The sequence below is a fragment of the Caballeronia sp. ATUFL_F1_KS4A genome (genome assembly GCF_023630905.1).
Lineage (GTDB): Bacteria > Pseudomonadota > Gammaproteobacteria > Burkholderiales > Burkholderiaceae > Caballeronia > Caballeronia zhejiangensis.
This window is the reverse complement of sequence record NZ_JALQEB010000003.1, coordinates 38,550-57,479: the sequence shown is the minus strand read 5'-3', so window position 1 is coordinate 57,479 and position 18,930 is coordinate 38,550. Positions and strand designations below refer to the sequence as shown.

18 protein-coding genes and 1 tRNA gene are annotated in these 18,930 nt (G+C 63.2%); 13 read left to right on the top strand and 6 right to left on the bottom strand.

Translation table 11 applies throughout. The annotated features are described in order from the left end of the window. Window position 1: 1 nt before the first annotated feature. On the bottom strand, window positions 2-1,588 hold the full coding sequence (locus NCS03_RS05755; protein WP_034472177.1) for an inorganic phosphate transporter: 1,587 nt from the start codon (window positions 1,586-1,588) through the stop codon (window positions 2-4). 524 nt (window positions 1,589-2,112) lie between these two features. Between NCS03_RS05755 and NCS03_RS05750 the strand changes: the two genes are divergently transcribed. Continuing rightward, window positions 2,113-2,487 (top strand): hypothetical protein, encoded by a 375-nt coding sequence (locus NCS03_RS05750; protein ID WP_144403848.1) that lies wholly within the window; start codon window positions 2,113-2,115, stop codon window positions 2,485-2,487. 633 nt (window positions 2,488-3,120) lie between these two features. Here NCS03_RS05750 and NCS03_RS05745 read toward each other — a convergent pair. The 4 genes from NCS03_RS05745 to acs all read right to left on the bottom strand — a co-directional run bounded on the left by NCS03_RS05745 (window position 3,121) and on the right by acs (window position 7,660). After that, window positions 3,121-3,210 (bottom strand) — tRNA-Ser (locus NCS03_RS05745). 43 nt (window positions 3,211-3,253) lie between these two features. Then, on the bottom strand, window positions 3,254-5,278 hold the full coding sequence (locus tag NCS03_RS05740; protein WP_008350416.1) for a sodium:solute symporter family protein: 2,025 nt from the start codon (window positions 5,276-5,278) through the stop codon (window positions 3,254-3,256). Next, window positions 5,275-5,601: a DUF4212 domain-containing protein gene (locus NCS03_RS05735; protein WP_008350418.1), complete on the bottom strand. Its 327-nt coding sequence runs from the start codon at window positions 5,599-5,601 to the stop codon at window positions 5,275-5,277. Before NCS03_RS05735 ends, NCS03_RS05740 begins: the two co-directional genes overlap by 4 nt. A 76-nt stretch (window positions 5,602-5,677) precedes the next feature. Then, a complete protein-coding gene (gene acs / locus NCS03_RS05730) occupies window positions 5,678-7,660 on the bottom strand; it encodes an acetate--CoA ligase (RefSeq protein ID WP_008350420.1) in 1,983 nt (660 codons plus the stop codon). A gap of 333 nt (window positions 7,661-7,993) precedes the next feature. Here acs and NCS03_RS05725 point away from each other — a divergent pair, with 333 nt between their 5' ends. The 9 genes from NCS03_RS05725 (at window position 7,994) to NCS03_RS05685 (ending at window position 15,517) form a co-directional block, all read left to right on the top strand. Beyond that, window positions 7,994-8,893, top strand: coding sequence for a DMT family transporter (locus NCS03_RS05725; RefSeq protein ID WP_033537208.1), 900 nt, complete (start codon window positions 7,994-7,996; stop codon window positions 8,891-8,893). A gap of 203 nt (window positions 8,894-9,096) precedes the next feature. Beyond that, complete coding sequence (locus tag NCS03_RS05720; RefSeq protein ID WP_033537207.1) at window positions 9,097-9,687, top strand: TIGR00645 family protein; 591 nt, start codon at window positions 9,097-9,099, stop codon at window positions 9,685-9,687. 54 nt (window positions 9,688-9,741) lie between these two features. Next, the gene (locus NCS03_RS05715; protein WP_175979931.1) at window positions 9,742-11,265 is read left to right on the top strand and encodes a fumarate hydratase; all 1,524 of its coding nucleotides are present in this window, start codon (window positions 9,742-9,744) and stop codon (window positions 11,263-11,265) included. 205 nt (window positions 11,266-11,470) lie between these two features. Then, the gene (gene bfr, locus NCS03_RS05710) at window positions 11,471-11,947 is read left to right on the top strand and encodes a bacterioferritin (RefSeq protein WP_008350427.1); all 477 of its coding nucleotides are present in this window, start codon (window positions 11,471-11,473) and stop codon (window positions 11,945-11,947) included. A 4-nt stretch (window positions 11,948-11,951) separates the two neighbouring features. Further along, window positions 11,952-12,833 carry a glutamate racemase gene (murI, locus tag NCS03_RS05705; RefSeq protein ID WP_250528913.1) on the top strand — a complete coding sequence of 294 codons (882 nt, stop codon included), beginning with the start codon at window positions 11,952-11,954 and terminating at the stop codon, window positions 12,831-12,833. A gap of 175 nt (window positions 12,834-13,008) precedes the next feature. Then, on the top strand, window positions 13,009-13,245 hold the full coding sequence (locus NCS03_RS05700; RefSeq protein WP_008350432.1) for a (2Fe-2S)-binding protein: 237 nt from the start codon (window positions 13,009-13,011) through the stop codon (window positions 13,243-13,245). Between the two features lie 320 nt (window positions 13,246-13,565). Beyond that, window positions 13,566-14,297 carry an energy transducer TonB gene (locus tag NCS03_RS05695; protein ID WP_034472124.1) on the top strand — a complete coding sequence of 244 codons (732 nt, stop codon included), beginning with the start codon at window positions 13,566-13,568 and terminating at the stop codon, window positions 14,295-14,297. Between the two features lie 32 nt (window positions 14,298-14,329). Next, a complete protein-coding gene (locus NCS03_RS05690; RefSeq protein WP_008350435.1) occupies window positions 14,330-15,076 on the top strand; it encodes a MotA/TolQ/ExbB proton channel family protein in 747 nt (248 codons plus the stop codon). 18 nt (window positions 15,077-15,094) lie between these two features. After that, window positions 15,095-15,517 (top strand): ExbD/TolR family protein, encoded by a 423-nt coding sequence (locus NCS03_RS05685; RefSeq protein WP_008350436.1) that lies wholly within the window; start codon window positions 15,095-15,097, stop codon window positions 15,515-15,517. 338 nt (window positions 15,518-15,855) lie between these two features. Here the strand turns inward: NCS03_RS05685 and NCS03_RS05680 are convergent, their stop codons facing one another. Then, window positions 15,856-16,818: a LysR family transcriptional regulator gene (locus NCS03_RS05680; protein ID WP_008350437.1), complete on the bottom strand. Its 963-nt coding sequence runs from the start codon at window positions 16,816-16,818 to the stop codon at window positions 15,856-15,858. Between the two features lie 172 nt (window positions 16,819-16,990). Between NCS03_RS05680 and NCS03_RS05675 the strand changes: the two genes are divergently transcribed. The 3 genes from NCS03_RS05675 to NCS03_RS05665 all read left to right on the top strand — a co-directional run bounded on the left by NCS03_RS05675 (window position 16,991) and on the right by NCS03_RS05665 (window position 18,919). Next, window positions 16,991-17,863, top strand: a complete 873-nt coding sequence (locus tag NCS03_RS05675) for a pirin family protein (protein WP_034472126.1) — start codon at window positions 16,991-16,993, stop codon at window positions 17,861-17,863. Window positions 17,864-17,991: 128 nt separating this feature from the next. Further along, window positions 17,992-18,390, top strand: a complete 399-nt coding sequence (locus NCS03_RS05670; protein ID WP_250434463.1) for an OsmC family protein — start codon at window positions 17,992-17,994, stop codon at window positions 18,388-18,390. 40 nt (window positions 18,391-18,430) lie between these two features. After that, a complete protein-coding gene (locus NCS03_RS05665; RefSeq protein WP_008350440.1) occupies window positions 18,431-18,919 on the top strand; it encodes an SRPBCC family protein in 489 nt (162 codons plus the stop codon). Window positions 18,920-18,930: the final 11 nt, after the last annotated feature.

The following is an 18,930-nucleotide window of genomic DNA, read 5'->3' as shown; positions in this document are numbered from 1 at the left end:
CTCAGAAGAGATTTCTGAACGCCCAGTAGAGACCGGCGGCGAGCGCGATCGACGCCGGCAACGTCAGCACCCACGCGAGCACGAGGCTGCGCACGGTGTTCCATTGCAGCCCCGAGCCGTTGGCGGCCATCGTTCCGGCGACGCCCGAAGACAGCACGTGCGTCGTCGAGACCGGCAGGCCGTAGGCATCCGCCGCACCGATGGTCAGCATCGCGATCAGCTCCGCCGACGCGCCCTGCCCGTACGTCAGATGCTGCTTGCCGATCTTCTCGCCCACGGTCACGACGATGCGCTTCCAGCCGACCATCGTGCCGAGCCCGAGCGCGATCGCCACCGCGACCTTCACCCACGTCGGGATAAACTTCGTCGCGTGGTCGAGCTGCTTCTTGTAGTTGTCGATCACGGCGCGGTCCGCGGGCGCGAACGCGGGCGCGTTCGCCTTCTCCATCAGGCGGATCGCTTCGGACGCGAGATACATGTTGTTGCGCACGTTATCGACAAGGTTCTGCGGCACCGCCGCGAGCGATCCCGACGCGCCGACCTGGTTCGCGATGATGTCGGTCAGTTGCTTCAGCGCGGGCAGCGTCGCGGGCGAAAGCTGGCGCGTACGCACGTAGGATTGAACGTCTTCGCGTGCATCGGCGGATGGTGGCGCATCGTTCAGATATTTCGCGAAGCTCGCCGATGCCTCGTGCGCCACGGCTACGAAGTTCTGCGTTTCGGCGGGGCTCACCGCCTTGTTGAGCGCGTAGGCAGTCGGCACCGTGCCGATCAGAATCAGCATGATGAGACCCATGCCTTTCTGCCCGTCGTTCGAGCCGTGCGCGAAAGATACGCCGGTGCACGTCAGAATCAGCAGTGCGCGAATCCAGAATGGCGGCGGATGATTTTTCTTCGGTTCCTTATAGAGCGCCGGCACGCGCACGAGCGCCTTCAGCAAAAGCAAGAGGAGTCCCGCGCAGATGAAGCCGACGATCGGCGAGAACAGCAGCGACTTGCCGACGCCCGCCGCCTGCGACCAGTCGACGCCGCTCGTGCCGTTCGGCCCGCGCAATAGCTGATTCATGAGACCGACGCCGATGATCGAGCCGATCAGCGTATGCGAGCTCGACGACGGCAGGCCGAAATACCATGTCGCGAGGTTCCAGATGATCGCGGCGATGAGCAACGCGAAGACCATCGCGAAGCCTGCGCTGCTGCCGACCTGGAGTATCAGCTCGACGGGCAGCAGTTGCAGGATGCCGAACGCGACCGCGCCGCTCGAAACCAGCACGCCGATGAAATTCCACGTCCCGGACCAGACCACCGCGAGGTTCGGCGTCAGCGAGTGCGTGTAGATGACGGTCGCGACCGCGTTGGCGGTGTCGTGGAAGCCGTTGACGAACTCGAATCCGAGCGCGATCAGCAGCGCGACGGCGAGCAGGAAATAAGGCAGTGCGGAACTCAGCCGGACGGATTCGAGATCGTTAGCCAGATGCAATCCGACATAACCGATACCGCCGAGAAGTATGAGACCGAAAACGATGAGACCGGTCCGGCGCGTGCGTTCGCTCACGCCGCCCTGCTGAGGAAATGCGATGTCCGGCATGGTTGCCCCGCGTTCACCGTAGCGGAGCAAAGGATACGGTCCGTCGACCTTTCCGACTGTGAATCTTTTGTGTCAACAGTTCATGTAAAACTTTCGCTGCGCGCATGCTGACGCGCGTACCCCTCCTTTCGCCCATGTCCGCATGCAAAGCGCGCTCCCCGCGTCATGCGGGTTTTGCGCTCGCGGAAGCACCGGCATCCTGAACGCATCGGAGTCGCGCACGTGACGCCGTTCGCCATCGATATCCGCAAAGGGGGCTGCCATGTACTTCGGGACACTCTTCGCTCGGTCGCGCGACGATCAGGAAAACGCGACCTGGCCGCGCGACATGGATGCATCACGCGTCGTCACGGCCGGCCGTTGCCGCGCGTTCTGGCGCTGGCTCGCACGATGCTTCGCGTGAGCGGAAACATCCGAAAGTAAAGGATCGTCGCGCACCCGAGGTAATAGGATTCGTCCGAGCGTTTCCAAGCGCCGGAGCGGCTTAAATGCAGGCCTTCCGTTATTACAAGAGGCTTTTCAAGATGAATGACCTGCATATTTCCGTCGATCCGAACGGCCACGCGACGCTCTCGCAGTCGGTGCAGATCAGCGAACATTGCAACAATCGGGCGCGACTGCTTACGTCGCTCGTGAACATCGTCGCTGCGCCGGGTGGCTTCGAGCACTTCTGCGCTTATCCCGAAGCGATGCGGCGCGACATCCTGAATTTGCTGCGCTCGGTGGCAGAGGAGCAATTGCCGCTTATCGCCGCACTCGAGGAGCACGCGACGAAGGCCGGTTATGAGCGAGGTGCTCAGGCGGCGCGCGAAGTGCTCATTCAGGAACAGCAGGCGGCGAACTCCGCGCTGCACTACGACGCCGAGAATCACGCCGCTCAGATGATTCTCACGCACTGAGCTTGCAATGCGATGCCCCGTGTCTTACGCGGGGCGTTTCTTTCTCGGCGGATCGGCCGCCGCGCGCAACCGTCCAAAGTCCGTTGCACCGCCGCAAAGCAAGAAGGCGACGCGCGAAGCGGCGGCACAATCCGCAGTCACCACGACGGAAACGGATCGAATTGCAGCGTTTGCCGGCAAGCCGGCGCATCGTTGAACGATTGCCGCTTACATAACGCGATTAATCCGATTTCTTTCCTGGCCGCATCGTCTATCCTTCTGAATGTCGTAAGAGATGGGCTGCATGGGCCGCTGCGCCCTGCCATGTGCGAGAGTTCATCGAGCATTATTAGAGGCGCAACCGTACCAGCGCTCATGACTCTTACGACAACTCTTCTCGCTCCCCTCCACTTGTTGTCCGCATGCTCGACGCTCGATCGACTGCGCGCCGCCATGTTTAATCAGTTATCCGAATCTATGATGTCGAAGCGCGAGGAAAAGGACGAAGCTTCCTCATTTCGATTGGAACCACTTGAGATTCGAAACAACGACGGGCGGCGTTTCGGATTTTTTCGGCATACGGGCCTTTTACAGCGCCCGCGTCAATTCTGAGAACAAAAAGAAAAGCCCTTGAAGATCAAGGGCTTGAGGGTCTGGCGGAGAGAGGGGGATTCGAACCCCCGATAGGTTTTACCCTATACACGCTTTCCAGGCGTGCGACTTAAACCACTCATCCATCTCTCCGGAAGACCGCGATTATACCAAGTTCCCGCGCCTGCGCCAGCCCCTACGGATGGCGAATGTAATCGACGAGCGCGCGCGTGTACGCATCCGGCTTCCGATCGAACAGACTCACAACGATCGCCACCGCGAATCCGGCCGGCACCCCGAACACGCCCGAGCTGATCGGCTCGATGCCGAACCAGCGCGGCCCGGCGAAACCCGTCAACTGCACGAAGAACGGATACGTCGACACGATGTAATACACGCACACGACGAGCCCCGCGATCATGCCCGCGACGACGCCGCGCTGCGTCGTGCGCTTCCAGAACACGCCGAGTACGAGCGCCGGAAAGAGACTCGACGCTGCAAGCGAAAACGCCGCGCCGACCAGAAACAGAATGTTGCCCGCATTCAGCGACGCCACATACGACGCGAGCAGCGCCACGCCGAGCAACAGAATCTTCGAGATCGTCACGCGCCGCTGGCTCGTCGCGCGGCGATCGACCATGCAGTAATACACGTCGTGCGAGAGCGCATTCGCGATCGTCAGCAGGAGTCCGTCCGCCGTCGACAAAGCCGCCGCGAGCGCGCCGGCGGCAATCAGCCCGGAAATCACATACGGCAATCCCGCGATTTCAGGCGCCGCCAGCACGACCATGTCCGGCTGCATCTGAATGCCGGCCCAGCGCACGATGCCGTCGCCGTTCACATCGCCGATGCGGATCAGATACGGCTCCACGCGCCGCCATTGCGTGACCCACTGCGGCAGATCGGCAAAGCGATGCCCGACGAGCCCCGTCAATATTTCATGCTTGATGAGCACCGCGAGCACCGGCACCGTCAAATAGAACAACGCGACGAAGAACAGCGTCCAGCCGACCGAGCGCCGCGCCGACGACACCGACGTCGTCGTGTTGTAGCGCGTGAGGATGTGCGGCAGGCTCGCCGTGCCGATCGACAGGCACAGGAGCAGCGACAGAAAGTTGATCTGATGCACGCGCGGGCTCTCGTCACCGGCCGAGCCGGGCGCGAACGCCTCGGCCATCGGCACGGGCGCGGCGACGCGCTCGATCAACGCATCGCGTTCGCGCGACCATTTGGCGTGCGCATCGGCGGCATCGCGTGGAAAAGCCGCGAGTTCGCGCTCGCGCTCGTTGATCTCCCGCAGCGGCCCGTTGTGCCGGCGCAGTTCCGCGATCTCCGCGGCGAGGCGCGCGTGCTCGGCATGGAACGACTGCGGCAGCGCGTCGATGCGTTGCTGAATCAGCGCGGCCTGCCGCTGATAATCGGCGCGCACGCGCGCTTCGTCGGGCGACACGGCGACCGCGCGTTCGAGCGATTCGACGCGCTCCATCACGCGCCCGTAGTTGAATTGCGGGAACCACCCGAGCCCTTCGCGATGCGCGATCATCGACACGGGAATCAGCATCGCGCTGATGAGGATGATGTATTGCGCGACCTGCGTCCACGTCACCGCGCGCATGCCGCCGAGAAACGAGCACACGAGAATGCCCGCGAGACCGCAGAAGATGCCGATCGAAAACTCGATGCCGATGAACCTCGACGCGATCAGCCCGATGCCCTGGATCTGCGCGACGAGATAGACGAACGAACAGAGAATCGCCGCGAACGCCGCGAGCCCGCGCACGAGGTTGCTGGAGAAGCGCGTGCCGAGAAAATCCGGAATCGTGTAGCGCGCGAGTTTGCGCACGTACGGCGCGAGCAGGAACGCGACGAGGCAATAGCCGCCGGTCCAACCCATCACGTACGCGAGGCCGTCGTAACCACTTGCGTAGATCGACCCGGCAAGCCCGATGAACGATGCCGCCGAAAGCCAGTCGGCGGCCGTCGCCATGCCGTTGAACGCGGACGGCACGCGCCGTCCTGCCACGTAGTATTCGACGAGATCCGACGTGCGCGACAAAAGACCGATCACCGCGTACACCGCGATGGGCACGAACAGGAACACATAGCCGATCCACGTTCCCGGCCCCGTCGTGCGCTCGATGCGCTCCATCAGAAAGATGAACAGCAGGAAGCCGACCGTATAGAGCGCGTAGGAGAGGATCAGCCGGTTCGTGAGCTTCATGCGGCGTCGCCCTGTTCGGCGCGGGCGGCGCGGGCAAGACGCGCATCGGCCATCTGCATCAGCACGATATAGATGAGGATCAGCGCGATGTAGACGAGAATCGCGCCCTGCGCGCCGAAGTAGAACGGCAGCGGAAAGCCGGCGACGCGGGCATGCTGGAAGCGTTGCGCGAAGAGCGGCAGGCCGAAGGAGACGACGAAGCCGATGGTCATCAGCACGCCGATCAGCGCGATATTGAAGCGCCAGTAGCGCCGATGCGCGCGCGCCATCGCCGCCGATACGGGCGGCGGCGAGGCAGGCGTCGGGTTGGAAGAATCGGACATGCGGTTTTTTAACAAAACCGCATGTCATCGGCAATAAGGATCGACCGCTGCCGCGCGAGGCAGCGGTCGCGGACGATCAGCGCGCTTCGCCGAGCTGATCCAGAATCGCGGGATTTTCCAGCGTGGAGACGTCCTGCGTGATCTCCTCGCCCTTCGCGAGCGAGCGCAAGAGCCGCCGCATGATCTTGCCGGAGCGCGTCTTCGGCAGGTTCTCGCCGAAACGGATGTCCTTCGGCTTCGCGATCGGACCGATTTCCTTGCCGACCCAGTTGCGCAGTTCGGTGGCGATCTGCTTCGCTTCGTCGCCTTCCGGGCGCGCGCGCTTCAGCACGACGAACGCGACCACGGCTTCACCCGTCGTATCGTCCGGACGGCCGACGACCGCGGCTTCCGCGACGATCGGATTCGCGACCAGCGCCGACTCGATTTCCATCGTGCCGAGGCGGTGGCCGGAGACGTTCAGCACGTCGTCGATGCGGCCCATGATCGTGAAGTAGCCGGTTTCCTTGTCGCGCACCGCGCCGTCGCCGGCGAGATACAGCTTGCCGCCGAGTTCTTCCGGGAAATAGCTCGTCTGATAGCGCTTGGGGTCGCCCCAGACGTTGCGCAGCATCGACGGCCACGGGCGCTTCACGACCAGAATGCCGCCTTGCCCGTTCGGCACGTCCTGGCCGGTTTCATCGACGATCGCGGCCATGATGCCCGGCAGCGGCAGCGTGCAGGAACCCGGCACGAGCGGCGTCGCGCCCGGCAGCGGCGTGATCATGTGGCCGCCGGTTTCGGTCTGCCACCACGTATCGACGATCGGACATTGCCCACGGCCGACGTTCTCGTGATACCACATCCACGCTTCCGGATTGATCGGTTCGCCGACCGTGCCGAGGATGCGCAGCGTCGACAGATCGAAACTCTTCGGATGAACCTTCGCGTCCGCTTCCGATGCCTTGATGAGCGAGCGGATCGCCGTGGGCGCCGTGTAGAAGATCGTGACCTTGTGGCGCGCGATCATCTCCCAGAAGCGGCCCGCGTGCGGATACGTCGGCACGCCTTCGAACATGACCTGCGTCGCGCCGATGGCGAGCGGCCCGTACGCGATATAGCTATGCCCCGTGATCCAGCCGATATCCGCCGTGCACCAGAAGATGTCGCCCGGCTTCATGTCGAAGGTCCACTTCATGGTCTGCGCGGCCCACAGCAGCGTGCCGGCCGTGCTGTGCTGCACGCCCTTCGGCTTGCCCGTCGAGCCGGACGTGTAAAGGATGAAAAGCGGATGCTCCGCGCTCACCCATTCCGGCTCGCACTTCGCCGATTCGTTCTCGACGATTTCATGCAGCCACGCGTCGCGGCCTTCGGTCCATGCGACCTTGCCGCCCGTGCGCCGATACACGATGACGTCCTTCACCTTCTCGCAGCCGCCCGCGGCGAGCGCTTCATCGGCGATGCTTTTCAGCGGCAGCGCCTTGCCGCCGCGCATCTGTTCGTCGGCGGTGATGAGCGCGACCGCGCCGACATCGACGAGACGTTCGTTGAGCGACTTCGACGAGAAGCCGCCGAACACGACCGAATGCGTCGCGCCGATACGCACGCACGCCTGCATCGCGACGACGCCTTCCACCGACATCGGCAGATAGATCACGACGCGGTCGCCCTTTTTCACGCCGCGCTTCTTGAGCGCATTGGCGAGACGCGAGACGCGGTCCAGCAGATCCTGATAGGTGACGTTGGTGACGGTGCCGTCGTCGGCTTCGAAGATGATCGCGTTGTCGTTGCCGCGGCCCGCTTCCACATGACGGTCGAGACAGTTGTACGACGCGTTGAGCTCGCCGTCCTCGAACCACTTGTAGAAAGGCGCCTTCGATTCGTCCAGCACCTGCGTGAAGGGCTTGTGCCACGTGAGCGTCTCGCGCGCAATGCGCGCCCAGAAGCCTTCGTAGTCACGTTCCGCTTCCGCTACAAGCGCCTTGTAGGCGTCCATGCCGGAGATTGCCGCACCCGCGCTTGCCTTGGCTGACGGCGGGAACACACGTTTTTCCTGAAGAACCGATTCGATCGCAGACATCGACAACCTCTCCTGATGGTGTTTCCGAAATCCGGCGGCGCGCGCATCGCTGAATGGGTTGCGCGCGCCGCATGTTTATGAGGTTCGAAAGCGGAGAACGCGCGGCGTTCCCGGCTTCGACCTTGTCTCCTTTCTACCGTACCGGAGCGGCACGGAAAAATGTCACGGCACATTCGCATACCGGCGACATCCTGCATTGAATTCAAGATAAGCCGCTCAACTTACCCGCTTCTTACGTGGCCGGGCCAACAGGCACGGGGTATACACGGAGTCCGCGCGGCTTCTACAATGCGTCCCCACAATCGTAACTGAACTCCCAGCGCGGTATCCAGCTTGAATCGCTACGCCCTTCTTTTGATTGCAGCGATGCTGCTCGTCGGAAGCAACGTCGGCATCGGCAAATCGATCGTCGCATTCGTTCCCGTTCCGCTCTTCGCGCTGCTGCGCTTCGTGATCGCGCTCGCGGTGCTCTGGCCGCTCTTGCGCTGGTCGAAGATGAAGCGCGTCGCGCGCGGCGAATGGCTCAACCTTTTCCTGCAGGCATTCTTCGGCACGTTCGGCTTCACCTTGCTGATGTTGAACGGCGTCGCGCGCACGAGCGCCGTCGCGGCGGGCGTCATCACGAGCACCATTCCGGCCGTGGTCGCGCTCTTCGCGTGGATCTTGCTCAAGGAGAAGCCGGGTCCGCGCGCGCTCGCGTCGATCGGACTGGCGATCGCGGGCGTGCTCGTCATCAACGTCGCGCAGGCCGGGGATGCGGGCGCGAGCTCCCTGCCCGGCAATCTGATGGTGCTCGGCGCCGTGTGCTGCGAATCGCTCTATGTGATCCTCTCGCGCCGTCTCACGCAGACGCTGCCCGCCATCGACATCTGCGCGTACACGCACGCGATCGGCCTGTTGCTCATGCTCCCGCTCGGCGCAACATCGCTCGCGCACTTCGACTGGACGAGCGTCGCCTGGAACACGTGGGCGCTCGTCCTGTGGTACGGGCTTTCGGCGAGCATCTTCTCGTTCTGGCTGTGGATGAAGGGCATCCGTCACGTCGACGGCAGTCTCGCCGGCGTCTTCTGCGCCGTGCTGCCGGTCGCGGCGGCGCTCTACGGCATCGCCTTTCTCGACGAACGTCCGACGCTCGCGCACGGCATCGCGCTCGCGTGCGTCGTGACGGGCATCGCGCTCGCAAGCTTGAAGGCGCGCGCCCGGGCTTCCGTTTCGGGCGAAACCGGCGCCTAAAACGGGTTCAGCGGATTCTGAAAGCATTTGGGAAGTCCGCGCGACGACACGCTACAATAGCGGGCTTCCCGACACCGCGAATGCGCCAACACCCGCCGCTCGCCGGCGGATTGCAAACGCTCCGCACGCACTTTGCACGTTCCGGTTCGTCATATTCGCCAGTCATCATTCCGGTTCGACCCGCCCCGACTGAAAAGCCGCCCATGTCCGCTCCCAAGCATTCTCCCGCCTCGCCCAAGCAGCCCGGCTCGATGAAACTGCTGCCGAAAGTCATCTTCATGAGCCGCTGGCTCCAGGTGCCGCTCTATCTGGGCCTGATCGTCGCGCAAGCCGTGTACGTCGTCCTGTTTCTGAAGGAAGTCTGGCATCTCGTCACGCACGCGATGACGCTCGACGAAACCAATATCATGCTCGTCGTGCTCGGCCTGATCGACGTGGTGATGATCTCGAATCTGCTCATCATGGTGATCGTCGGCGGATACGAGACGTTCGTGTCGAAGCTCGGCGTGGAAGGCCATCCCGACGAGCCCGAGTGGCTCGATCACGTCAACGCGGGCGTGCTGAAGGTGAAGCTGTCGATGGCGCTCATCAGCATCTCGTCGATCCATCTGCTGAAAACCTTCATCAACCCCGACCAGCACACGTTTCACACCGTGTTGTGGCAGGTGATCATCCACGTCGCGTTCCTCGTTTCCGCGCTCATCATGGCGTATGTCGACCGGCTGACCACGCATACGCATCCGCGCCATTTCCACGACGAGTCCTTTGCGCCGCCGAAAAACGCAGTCGAGTGAAGCGTCCTTCAGAACGCCCGCAGGAAAAAATTCAGTCCCCCAGAGCCCAAAGCCATGACAGTCATCAAGCAGGAAGACCTGATTCAGAGCATCGCTGATTCGCTGCAGTACATCAGCTATTACCATCCGCTCGACTATATCCAGGCGCTCGGCCGCGCCTACGAGCTGGAAGAAAGCCCGGCCGCGAAGGACGCGATCGCGCAGATCCTGACCAACAGCCGCATGTGCGCGGAAGGCAAGCGTCCGATCTGCCAGGACACGGGCATCGTCACGGTGTTCGTGAAGGTCGGCATGGACGTGCGCTGGGACGGCGCGACGATGTCGGTCACCGACATGATCAACGAAGGCGTGCGCCGCGGTTATCTGAACCCGGACAACGTATTGCGCGCATCGATCGTGAGCCCGCCCGAAGGCGGCCGCAAGAACACGAAGGACAACACGCCGGCCGTGATCCACTACGAGATCGTGCCGGGCGACAAGGTCGACGTTCAGGTCGCGGCCAAGGGCGGCGGCTCGGAAAACAAGTCGAAGTTCGCGATGCTGAATCCGTCCGATTCGATCGTCGACTGGATTCTCAAGACCGTCCCGACGATGGGCGCGGGCTGGTGTCCGCCGGGCATGCTCGGCATCGGCATCGGCGGCACGGCCGAAAAGGCGATGGTCATGGCGAAGGAATCGCTGATGGACCCGATCGACATTCAGGATGTCATCGCGCGCGGCCCGCAGGACTGGATCGAAGAACTGCGCGTGGAACTGCACGAGAAGGTGAACGCGCTCGGCATCGGCGCGCAAGGTCTCGGCGGTCTTTCGACCGTGCTCGACGTGAAAATCATGGCCGCGCCGACGCACGCGGCATCGAAGCCGGTCGCGATCATCCCGAATTGCGCGGCGACGCGCCACGCGCACTTCACGCTCGACGGCTCGGGCGCGGCGAAGCTCGAAGCCCCGCCGCTCGACGCATGGCCGAAGGTCACATGGCAGCCGAACACGGAGACGAGCAAGCGCGTCGACCTGAACACGTTGACGCCGGACGAAGTCGCATCGTGGAAGCCGGGCCAGACGCTGCTCTTGTCGGGCAAGATGCTGACGGGCCGCGACGCCGCGCACAAGCGCATTGCCGACATGCTGGCGAAGGGCGAGAAGCTGCCGGTCGATTTCACCAATCGCGTGATCTATTACGTCGGCCCGGTCGATCCGGTTCGCGACGAAGCGGTCGGTCCGGCTGGCCCGACCACGGCCACGCGCATGGACAAGTTCACCGAGATGATGCTCGCGCAAACCGGCCTCATCTCGATGATCGGCAAGGCCGAGCGCGGCCCGGTCGCGATCGAGGCGATCAAGAACCACAAGGCGGCGTATCTGATGGCGGTCGGCGGCGCGGCGTATCTCGTGTCGAAGGCGATCCGCGAGGCGAAGGTGCTCGCGTTCGAAGACCTCGGCATGGAAGCGATCTACGAGTTCGATGTGCAGGACATGCCCGTGACGGTGGCAGTCGATTCGAGCGGCACGTCGGTTCACAAGACGGGCCCGGCCGAATGGCAGGCGAAAATCGGCAAGATTCCGGTCGCGACGGCTTGATCGCCGCTTAATGGCGGTTTATCACCGTGACTGAACGACGAGAGCCGGGCGATGCGCCCGGCTCTTTTCTTTGAACCGCCGCCAGTCGAGAAGCGTTTTCATTCTCAGTTTCGTCTGAAACAAAAAATTTCTACCTAACCTTGGCATCGGCACACTCAAGGTTTATCTTTCCAACAGCCCCACGTTACGAACAGGAAACAAAATCATGCAAGGCGACGCGAAAGTCATCGAATATCTGAACGCGCAGTTGAAAAACGAACTGACCGCGATCAACCAATACTTCCTGCACGCGCGGATGTACCAGCACTGGGGCCTCGAAAAGCTCAACAAGCACGAATACGACGAATCCATCGGTGAGATGAAGCACGCCGACTGGCTCATTCAGCGCGTGTTCATGCTCGACGGCCTGCCGAACCTGCAAGACCTGCACAAGCTGCTGATCGGCGAAGAGACCAAGGAAATCCTCGAATGTGACCTGAAGCTCGAGCAGATTTCCCAGTCGACCTGCAAGGAAGCCATCGCGTATTGCGAGTCGGTGCGTGATTTCGTCTCGCGCGAAATCTTCGAAAAGATCCTGCACGACACCGAAGAGCACATCGACTGGCTGGAAACGCAGCTGGATCTGATCGACAAGGTCGGCATCCAGAATTACCAGCAGACCATGATGGGCGATCACGAATAATCGGATGTCCCGCGTAGCGCCCTCCCCGATGCCGAACGAGCGTGCCGCGTCTGACGCGAGCGCGCCGGTCGGCATTTTCGATTCCGGCCTCGGCGGATTGTCGGTGCTGCGCGCCGTGCGCGCGATTCTGCCGCACGAGCGTCTGATCTACGTCGCCGATTCACTGCATGCGCCCTACGGCGAACGCGACGACGATTTCATCGTCGACCGCACGATGGCAATCGGCGAGTGGCTCGTCGGTCAGGGCGCGAAGGCGCTCGTCGTCGCGTGCAACACGGCCACCGCGCAGTCGATCGCGCTCGTGCGCGAGCGTCTGCCGATTCCGCTCGTCGGCGTGGAACCGGGCGTGAAGCCGGCGGCGGCGGTCTCGAAGTCGCGCGTGGTCGGGGTGCTGGCGACCGCCGTCACGCTGCGCTCCGCGCGCTTTCAGTCGCTGCTCGACCGCTACGCCGGCGACTGCCGCTTCATCTGTCAGGCGGGACATGGGCTGGTGCAGGCTGTCGAGCGCTGCGACACCTCGTCGCCCGCGCTGATGGCGCTGCTCGAAAGCTATATCGCGCCGATGCTCGATGCCGGCGCCGACACGCTCGTGCTCGGCTGCACGCACTACCCTTTTCTCGATCGCGCAATCCGCGACATCGCGGGCGAGCGGCTGCAGATCGTCGACACGAGCGTCGCCATCGCGCGGCAGCTCGATCGTCTGCTCGACGCGCACGCGCTCAAAAACCTCGCCGCGCCGTCCGACGATATGCCGCGCTTCTGCTCCACCGCCGACGGCGAATCGCAGCGTCAACTCGCCGCCGCGCTCCTTCAGCTCGATGCCAAAGTCGAGCACGTCGACATCCCCTCGCGCCGAACGCGCCTCGCCGAACCCGACATCGTCTGAGGGTTTCTCACGCGCGTTGGCAGTTCCATCGCGCGCTTTGCCCCGTCAGACAAGGCTCCTAGCAATAAACCCGCTAACTTTCGCCCTCTGTTACAAAAAACACGGTCCTGCGCTTGCAAAGGCGCCAATACCGAATGATAATAATTCGCATTAACGCTAACTATTGCGAACGATCATGATTGTCTGCGTCTGCAAATCAGTGTCCGACCGAAAGATTCGAAGCGCCATCGCCGAAGGGGTGGACTCCTTTGATGAACTGCAGTTCGAACTCGGCGTCGCGCTGTGCTGCGGCAAGTGTGAAGAAAGCGTTCGCGACGTAATGGCACAAAGCGGCGTCTGCGCGTCGCGATGCGGCGTTCAGCAGCGCGAGCACGTTGCGCCGCTGACGTTCTACGAGCGCCAGGCTGCCTGAAGCAATTCGCGCGGCGTCGCCGCGCTCAACCGGCGACGCCGATGCTCCGGATGCGCCGCCCAGTCGTTTTATCGCCTCCAGCAAGCCAGGTTACCTTCGTATTTCCGGTCACTTTCAGCCAGCCGCGCAACCCTTACCCCTGGAGGGAAAGATGGAATTGCTGATTGGTTTCGTGACTACCCTGTTCATCTCCCTGCTGATTTTCCGAAAATGACGTCGTCTGGTTTCTTCCGCACCGTGCCTGTGCGCTCGTTGGACAGCGAACTCGAAGGCAGCGTTATCAGCAAGCATTCACGCAGCATCACAAGTAGCCAATAACGATGCAGTCCCCGACCACTTCTCCCGCCGCATTCCAGACCGCGCCGACAGCAAATGCGAATCCGCGCGTGATCGCGGCGTGCGTCGCCGTCGTCGCCATTCACGCTGCGTTGCTGGGCGTCGCGCTGACGATGAAGAACGAGCCGCCGCCCCGCCCGATCGAAGCCAAATCCATCACCGCGCAACTGATCAGCGAGACACCGCAGCCCGCGCCGCAGCCGGTCGCCGTCGAAACGCCGCCGCCGCCCAAGCCCGTGCCGCAGCCCGTTCCGAAGCCGCAGCCCAAGCCGAAGGTGAAACCGAAAGTCGAGCCGAAGCCGACGCCGATGCCGGTCACGGAAGCGCCTTCGCAGATCGCCGCGCCCGCGCCGGAACCCACGCCGCCCGCTCCGGCTCAGCCTGCGCCGCCGCCGGCCGCGCCCGCGATCGGCAAGCCGAGCATGGATCTCGCCGCGCCGAAGAACGTCGCGCACCTGAGTTGCAACATCGCGCAGCCCGACTATCCGGCGATGTCCAAGCGCCGCGGCGAAACGGGCACGGCCGTCATCCGTCTGACGGTAGGCCTGTCGGGCAAGATCGAAAACGTCACGCTGCAAAAGAGCAGCGGCTCGTCGCGCCTCGATGACGCGGCGCTCGACGCGGTGCGCGGCAGCGCGTGCAGCCCTTACAAGGAAAATGGCGAAGCGATTCGTGCTAGCGCCACGGTGCCATTCGTTTTCAGTCTGAACGACTGATCGTTTAATTAGATACAAGGAAGGAAACAGAAATGGAAAACTACGGGATTGCGCACGTCTGGGCGCAAGGCGACTTCGTGACGCGGGGCATCGCGCTCGCGCTCGTCATCATGTCGGTGCTTTCGTGGACGGTGATCGTCGTAAAGGCGTGGAACGTCGTGCGCCTGAAGCGCCTCACCAAGAACGCCGAACAGGCGTTCTGGCACTCCGACGACTTCAACGACGGCATCAAGAAGCTCGGCAGCCAGTCGTCGAGCCCGGCGGACAACCCGTTTCTCGCGCTCGCGCTCGCCGGCCAGGAAGCCGCCGACCATCATCATCAGACGCAGCCGCATCTGCACGACCGCATGGACGTGTCCGACTGGATCACGCGCTGCCTGAAAGACGTCATGGACGAAGGCGTCGGCCGCATGCAGGCGGGCCTCGCGATCCTCGCGTCGATCGGTTCCACGTCGCCGTTCGTCGGCCTCTTCGGTACGGTCTGGGGCATCTATCACGCGCTCTTGACCATCGGCGCGACGGGACAGACGTCGATCGATCAGGTCGCCGGTCCGGTCGGCGAATCGCTCATCATGACCGCGTTCGGCCTGTTCGTCGCGATTCCCGCCGTGCTCGGCTATAACGCGCTGACCCGCGCGAACAAGGGCATCGTCACGAAGCTGAACCGCTTCGCGCACGGCCTGCACGCGTTCTTCGTCACGGGCTCGAAGCTTTCGTCGACCAAGCGCGCGACGAACGCCGCGTCGGACAACCTGCGTCTCGCGACGCGCGCGTCGTAAGCCGGGGAGGTCCGCATCATGGCCATGAGCCCTTTCGCCGGAGACGAAGACGACGGCATGATGAGCGAGATCAACATGACGCCGCTCGTCGACGTCATGCTGGTTCTGCTGATCATCTTCCTCGTCACGATTCCGGCCATGCATCACGCGGTCAAGATCGACCTGCCGCACGCGAGCAGCCAGCCGCAGGACGAAAAGCCCGCGCACGTGAACATCGCGATCAAGGCTGACGGCACCACGCTCTGGGACGATCAGCCGATCGACGAAGCGGCGCTCAACGCGCGCATCGCGCAGGCGGCGCAGCAGAACCCGCAGCCGGAGATTCATCTGCGCGCCGATCGTCAGGTGGCGTACGAAAAGGTCGCCGATCTGATGTCGGCGGCGCAGGCAGGCGGATTGACGAAGATCGGTTTCGTCACCGAGCCGAAGAGCGGCAAGTAACAGCCCGACGCGCCCTCTTCCGGGCGCACAAAGTAAAAGGCCTTCATCGTCGGATGAAGGCCTTTTTTCGTGCGCGCTCGGCGCATTCGGGTGAGGCGGTCACTTTGGGTTCGAATAGCCAGAACCGGAAGTTCCGTCGCATGCAGCAGCCGTGGTCGACACGGACAGTGCAATCAACCCTATCAGGCTAACTATCAGAGCAGCCGTCAGTTTTCGCATAAGGAGCTCCTTAGCGAAGGAGGCTTCAATATACCGCCACAAATTGTGACGATCAATTGAATCTGTCCATCGCAAGCGCGCGCTTCAATGCCATAAACCAATGACAAACGCCGATGCGGTCAAACTGTTTCCCGTTCCGGCTGTTCGTGAACAGGACATTCTCCCGGAAAGCGCTGGCCGCTACCGATCGACTCGACGAGAAAATCGACGAATGCGCGGACGGCCGGGACCATGCCCTGACGCGACAAAAACACCGCGTAGAGTTGCGGCGACGGAAACGTCCAGCCGGGCATCACCGGCGATAGCTGCCCGGAGCGCAGCGGCGCGCCGTACATCATCTCGGGCAGCGCCGCGATGCCGACGCCGCGCATGACGGCCTCGCGGATCATCGACAGATCGGCCGTGACGAGGCGCGGCTCGTGCTCGAACTCATGGCGCGTGCCGTCCGGCGCGATCAGGCGGTAGACGTGGCGGCCGTCCGCCGACGGCGTGTCGATCGTGTCGTACTGGGCGAGTTCGGCGGGTGTCATCGGCGGCGCATTCGACTTCAGCAGCGATGGCGCCGCGACCAGCATCTGCTCCGTGCGCCACAGCGGCCGCGCGACGACGTTCGAGCTCGCGGGCGGCTCCGAGCGCACGCGCAGCGCGACATCGACGGCATCTTCGAACAGATCGACGACACGGTTCGTCACGCGCATGACGACGCGCACTTCCGGATAGCGGTGCATGAAATCCGGCATCACGGCGGACAGGAACGTCTGCGCGATCGTGACCGGAACGCTCACGCGCACCGTGCCGCGCGGCGAATCGCGCAGGCTTTGCACGACGTTGACGGCCGCCTGTGCCTCGGCGAGCATCGCCTGACAATGCTGATAGAAAAGCTGCCCGGCCTCGGTCAGCGCGAGCTTGCGCGTCGAGCGCTGCAACAGACGCACGCCGAGCGACGCTTCCAGCTCCGACACGCGCCGCGACAGCCGCGACTTCGAGATGCCGAGCACGCGCTCGGCGGCGGAAAACCCGCCGTGCTCGACGACGTGCGAGAAGTACATCAGATCGTTCAGGTCATGCGAGTCGGCTTTCATGAGTCGCCCGGTGGGACTGGAAGAGATGAACATCGACGCGGTTCGTTATCCCCAGCGGGACAATCCATTGCGCCGCGACGGCTTTTACCGCGAAATGCGGCCCATATAATAGCTCTGTGTTTCAAATTTATCGCTATTCCCCTCTTTTCCGTATTCCCGACGCGAGGCAATAATGTCCACCAGCCGCAGCATCGAACGCATCATTCCGGCGACCCGCACTGTCGAAGGCGGCGGATTCGTCGTGCATCGCCCTTTCCCGACCCGTCTTCTGATGGATTTCGATCCGTTCCTCCTTCTCGACGAGATGGGCCCAGCCGACTACGCACCCGGCGAGGCTAAAGGCGCGCCGGACCATCCGCATCGCGGCTTCGAAACCGTCACGTACATGCTCGAAGGCGAGTTCGGTCACAAGGATTCGGCCGGGCATTCCGGCACGCTGCGTCCCGGCGACGTGCAATGGATGACCGCGGGCGCGGGCGTGGTGCATAGCGAGATGCCCGCCGAGGAATTCACGCAACGCGGCGGCCGCGTGCACGGCCTGCAGCTTTGGGTCAACCTGCCGCAGCGCGACAAGATGATCGCGCCGCACTATCAGGAGATTCCGTCCGTGCAGATTCCCGTCGCGACGAGCGAGGACGGCAAGGTCAGCGTGAAGGTCATCGCGGGCGAGGCGCTCGGCGTGAAGGCCGCGATCGAGACGCGCACGCCGATTCTGTATCAGCACTTTTCGCTCAAGCCGGGCGCGAAGGTCGAACTCGCCGTGCCGCGCGATTACCGCGTGTTCGCCTATCCGCTGTCGGGCACCGCGCTGTACGGTCCGCAAAGCCAGCCGGTGCGCGCGCAGCAGATGGTGATTTTCCGCGACGACAGCGATACGATCGCGCTCGCCGCCGGCGATGAGCCCGTCGAGCTGCTGCTGATCGGCGGCGTGCCGCTGAAGGAGCCGGTCGTGCGCTACGGCCCGTTCGTGATGAACACCGAGGACGAGATCCGCCAGGCCGTGATCGACTATCAGGCGGGCCGGATGGGCGCCATCGCGCATTGATCTGGTCACAGCGAAAACCGCGCAACGGTGCGGCACGAACGGACACATTGCGTCACAATGACCGTTCTTGCCGCGCCGTTTCGGCTTTGTCGTCAATCTTGCAGTCTCAACTTCAACCAGGAGCACGCATGGCCGGACCTTCCGTGACCGCCAGCATCGGCAACATCGACTATCAGGTCCGCCTCGGCGACGGAACGCATTCGTGGGTCGCGGACGAGCCGGCGGGCATCGGCGGCGGCGATACCGGACCGGAACCCGCGTCGCTGCTGCTCGCGAGCCTCGGCGCATGCACGTCGATCACGTTGAAGATGTACGCGAAGCGCAAGGAGTGGCCGCTCGAAGGCGTACACGTCGAGTTGTCGATGACAAGCACCGCCGACGGCACGAACATCGACCGGCGCATCGCGCTCACGGGCGCGCTGTCCGATGACCAGCGGGAACGGCTCTTGCAAATTGCCAATGCGTGCCCGATGCACAAGGTCCTGTCCGGCGCGATTCACATCGAATCCGGACTCGCGCCGCAGTGACGCATCGCGGGCACCACGAACGTCCAAGGGAAACGTCGTCTTGAATTTCGAACACCTGATCCAGATCAACGATCCGCTCAATCCGCTTCTCGAATCGCTGACGCGCGAGCAGCTCTGGGAAGGCCTCGTCCTCCGCGCCGAGCAGCCGCAACTATTCGTGATCGGCCTGGATAGCTGCGACATCCTCGCGCGCGATGGCGACACGATGGAACGCGAACTCCACTACGGCCAGGCGACCGTGCGCGACCGCGTGACGCTCACGCCCGGCACCAGCGTGCGCTACGACATCCTGCCGACCGCCGATTACGTCGGCGGCTCGCTCACGATGGCGATCGAGCAGCCCGATGCGGTCCAGCTCTTCCTGCGCTTCACCTACGCCACGACGCTGCCCGAGAACGAAAACGCCACGCCCGATGAGCGTCAGACGCAGGAAATCGTGAAGTCGGCGTATCGCGAGTCGGACATCGACACCGTGCGGCTCATTCGCCAGTTCGCGCACGGCCGCAGGGACGAGAGTCCGCTGCATTGAGCCTCTGACGG

Excerpts from the sequence above, each read along its gene's own strand:
- NCS03_RS05755 (WP_034472177.1), bottom strand. The coding sequence starts at position 1,588 with ATGCCGGACATCGCATTTCCTCAGCAGGGCGGCGTGAGCGAACGCACG.
- NCS03_RS05750 (WP_144403848.1), top strand. The coding sequence starts at position 2,113 with ATGAATGACCTGCATATTTCCGTCGATCCGAACGGCCACGCGACGCTC.
- NCS03_RS05740 (WP_008350416.1), bottom strand. The coding sequence starts at position 5,278 with ATGAAGCTCACGAACCGGCTGATCCTCTCCTACGCGCTCTATACGGTC.
- NCS03_RS05735 (WP_008350418.1), bottom strand. The coding sequence starts at position 5,601 with ATGTCCGATTCTTCCAACCCGACGCCTGCCTCGCCGCCGCCCGTATCG.
- acs (WP_008350420.1), bottom strand. The coding sequence starts at position 7,660 with ATGTCTGCGATCGAATCGGTTCTTCAGGAAAAACGTGTGTTCCCGCCG.
- NCS03_RS05720 (WP_033537207.1), top strand. The coding sequence starts at position 9,097 with ATGTCCGCTCCCAAGCATTCTCCCGCCTCGCCCAAGCAGCCCGGCTCG.
- NCS03_RS05715 (WP_175979931.1), top strand. The coding sequence starts at position 9,742 with ATGACAGTCATCAAGCAGGAAGACCTGATTCAGAGCATCGCTGATTCG.
- bfr (WP_008350427.1), top strand. The coding sequence starts at position 11,471 with ATGCAAGGCGACGCGAAAGTCATCGAATATCTGAACGCGCAGTTGAAA.
- murI (WP_250528913.1), top strand. The coding sequence starts at position 11,952 with ATGTCCCGCGTAGCGCCCTCCCCGATGCCGAACGAGCGTGCCGCGTCT.
- NCS03_RS05700 (WP_008350432.1), top strand. The coding sequence starts at position 13,009 with ATGATTGTCTGCGTCTGCAAATCAGTGTCCGACCGAAAGATTCGAAGC.
- NCS03_RS05695 (WP_034472124.1), top strand. The coding sequence starts at position 13,566 with ATGCAGTCCCCGACCACTTCTCCCGCCGCATTCCAGACCGCGCCGACA.
- NCS03_RS05690 (WP_008350435.1), top strand. The coding sequence starts at position 14,330 with ATGGAAAACTACGGGATTGCGCACGTCTGGGCGCAAGGCGACTTCGTG.
- NCS03_RS05685 (WP_008350436.1), top strand. The coding sequence starts at position 15,095 with ATGGCCATGAGCCCTTTCGCCGGAGACGAAGACGACGGCATGATGAGC.
- NCS03_RS05680 (WP_008350437.1), bottom strand. The coding sequence starts at position 16,818 with ATGAAAGCCGACTCGCATGACCTGAACGATCTGATGTACTTCTCGCAC.
- NCS03_RS05675 (WP_034472126.1), top strand. The coding sequence starts at position 16,991 with ATGTCCACCAGCCGCAGCATCGAACGCATCATTCCGGCGACCCGCACT.
- NCS03_RS05670 (WP_250434463.1), top strand. The coding sequence starts at position 17,992 with ATGGCCGGACCTTCCGTGACCGCCAGCATCGGCAACATCGACTATCAG.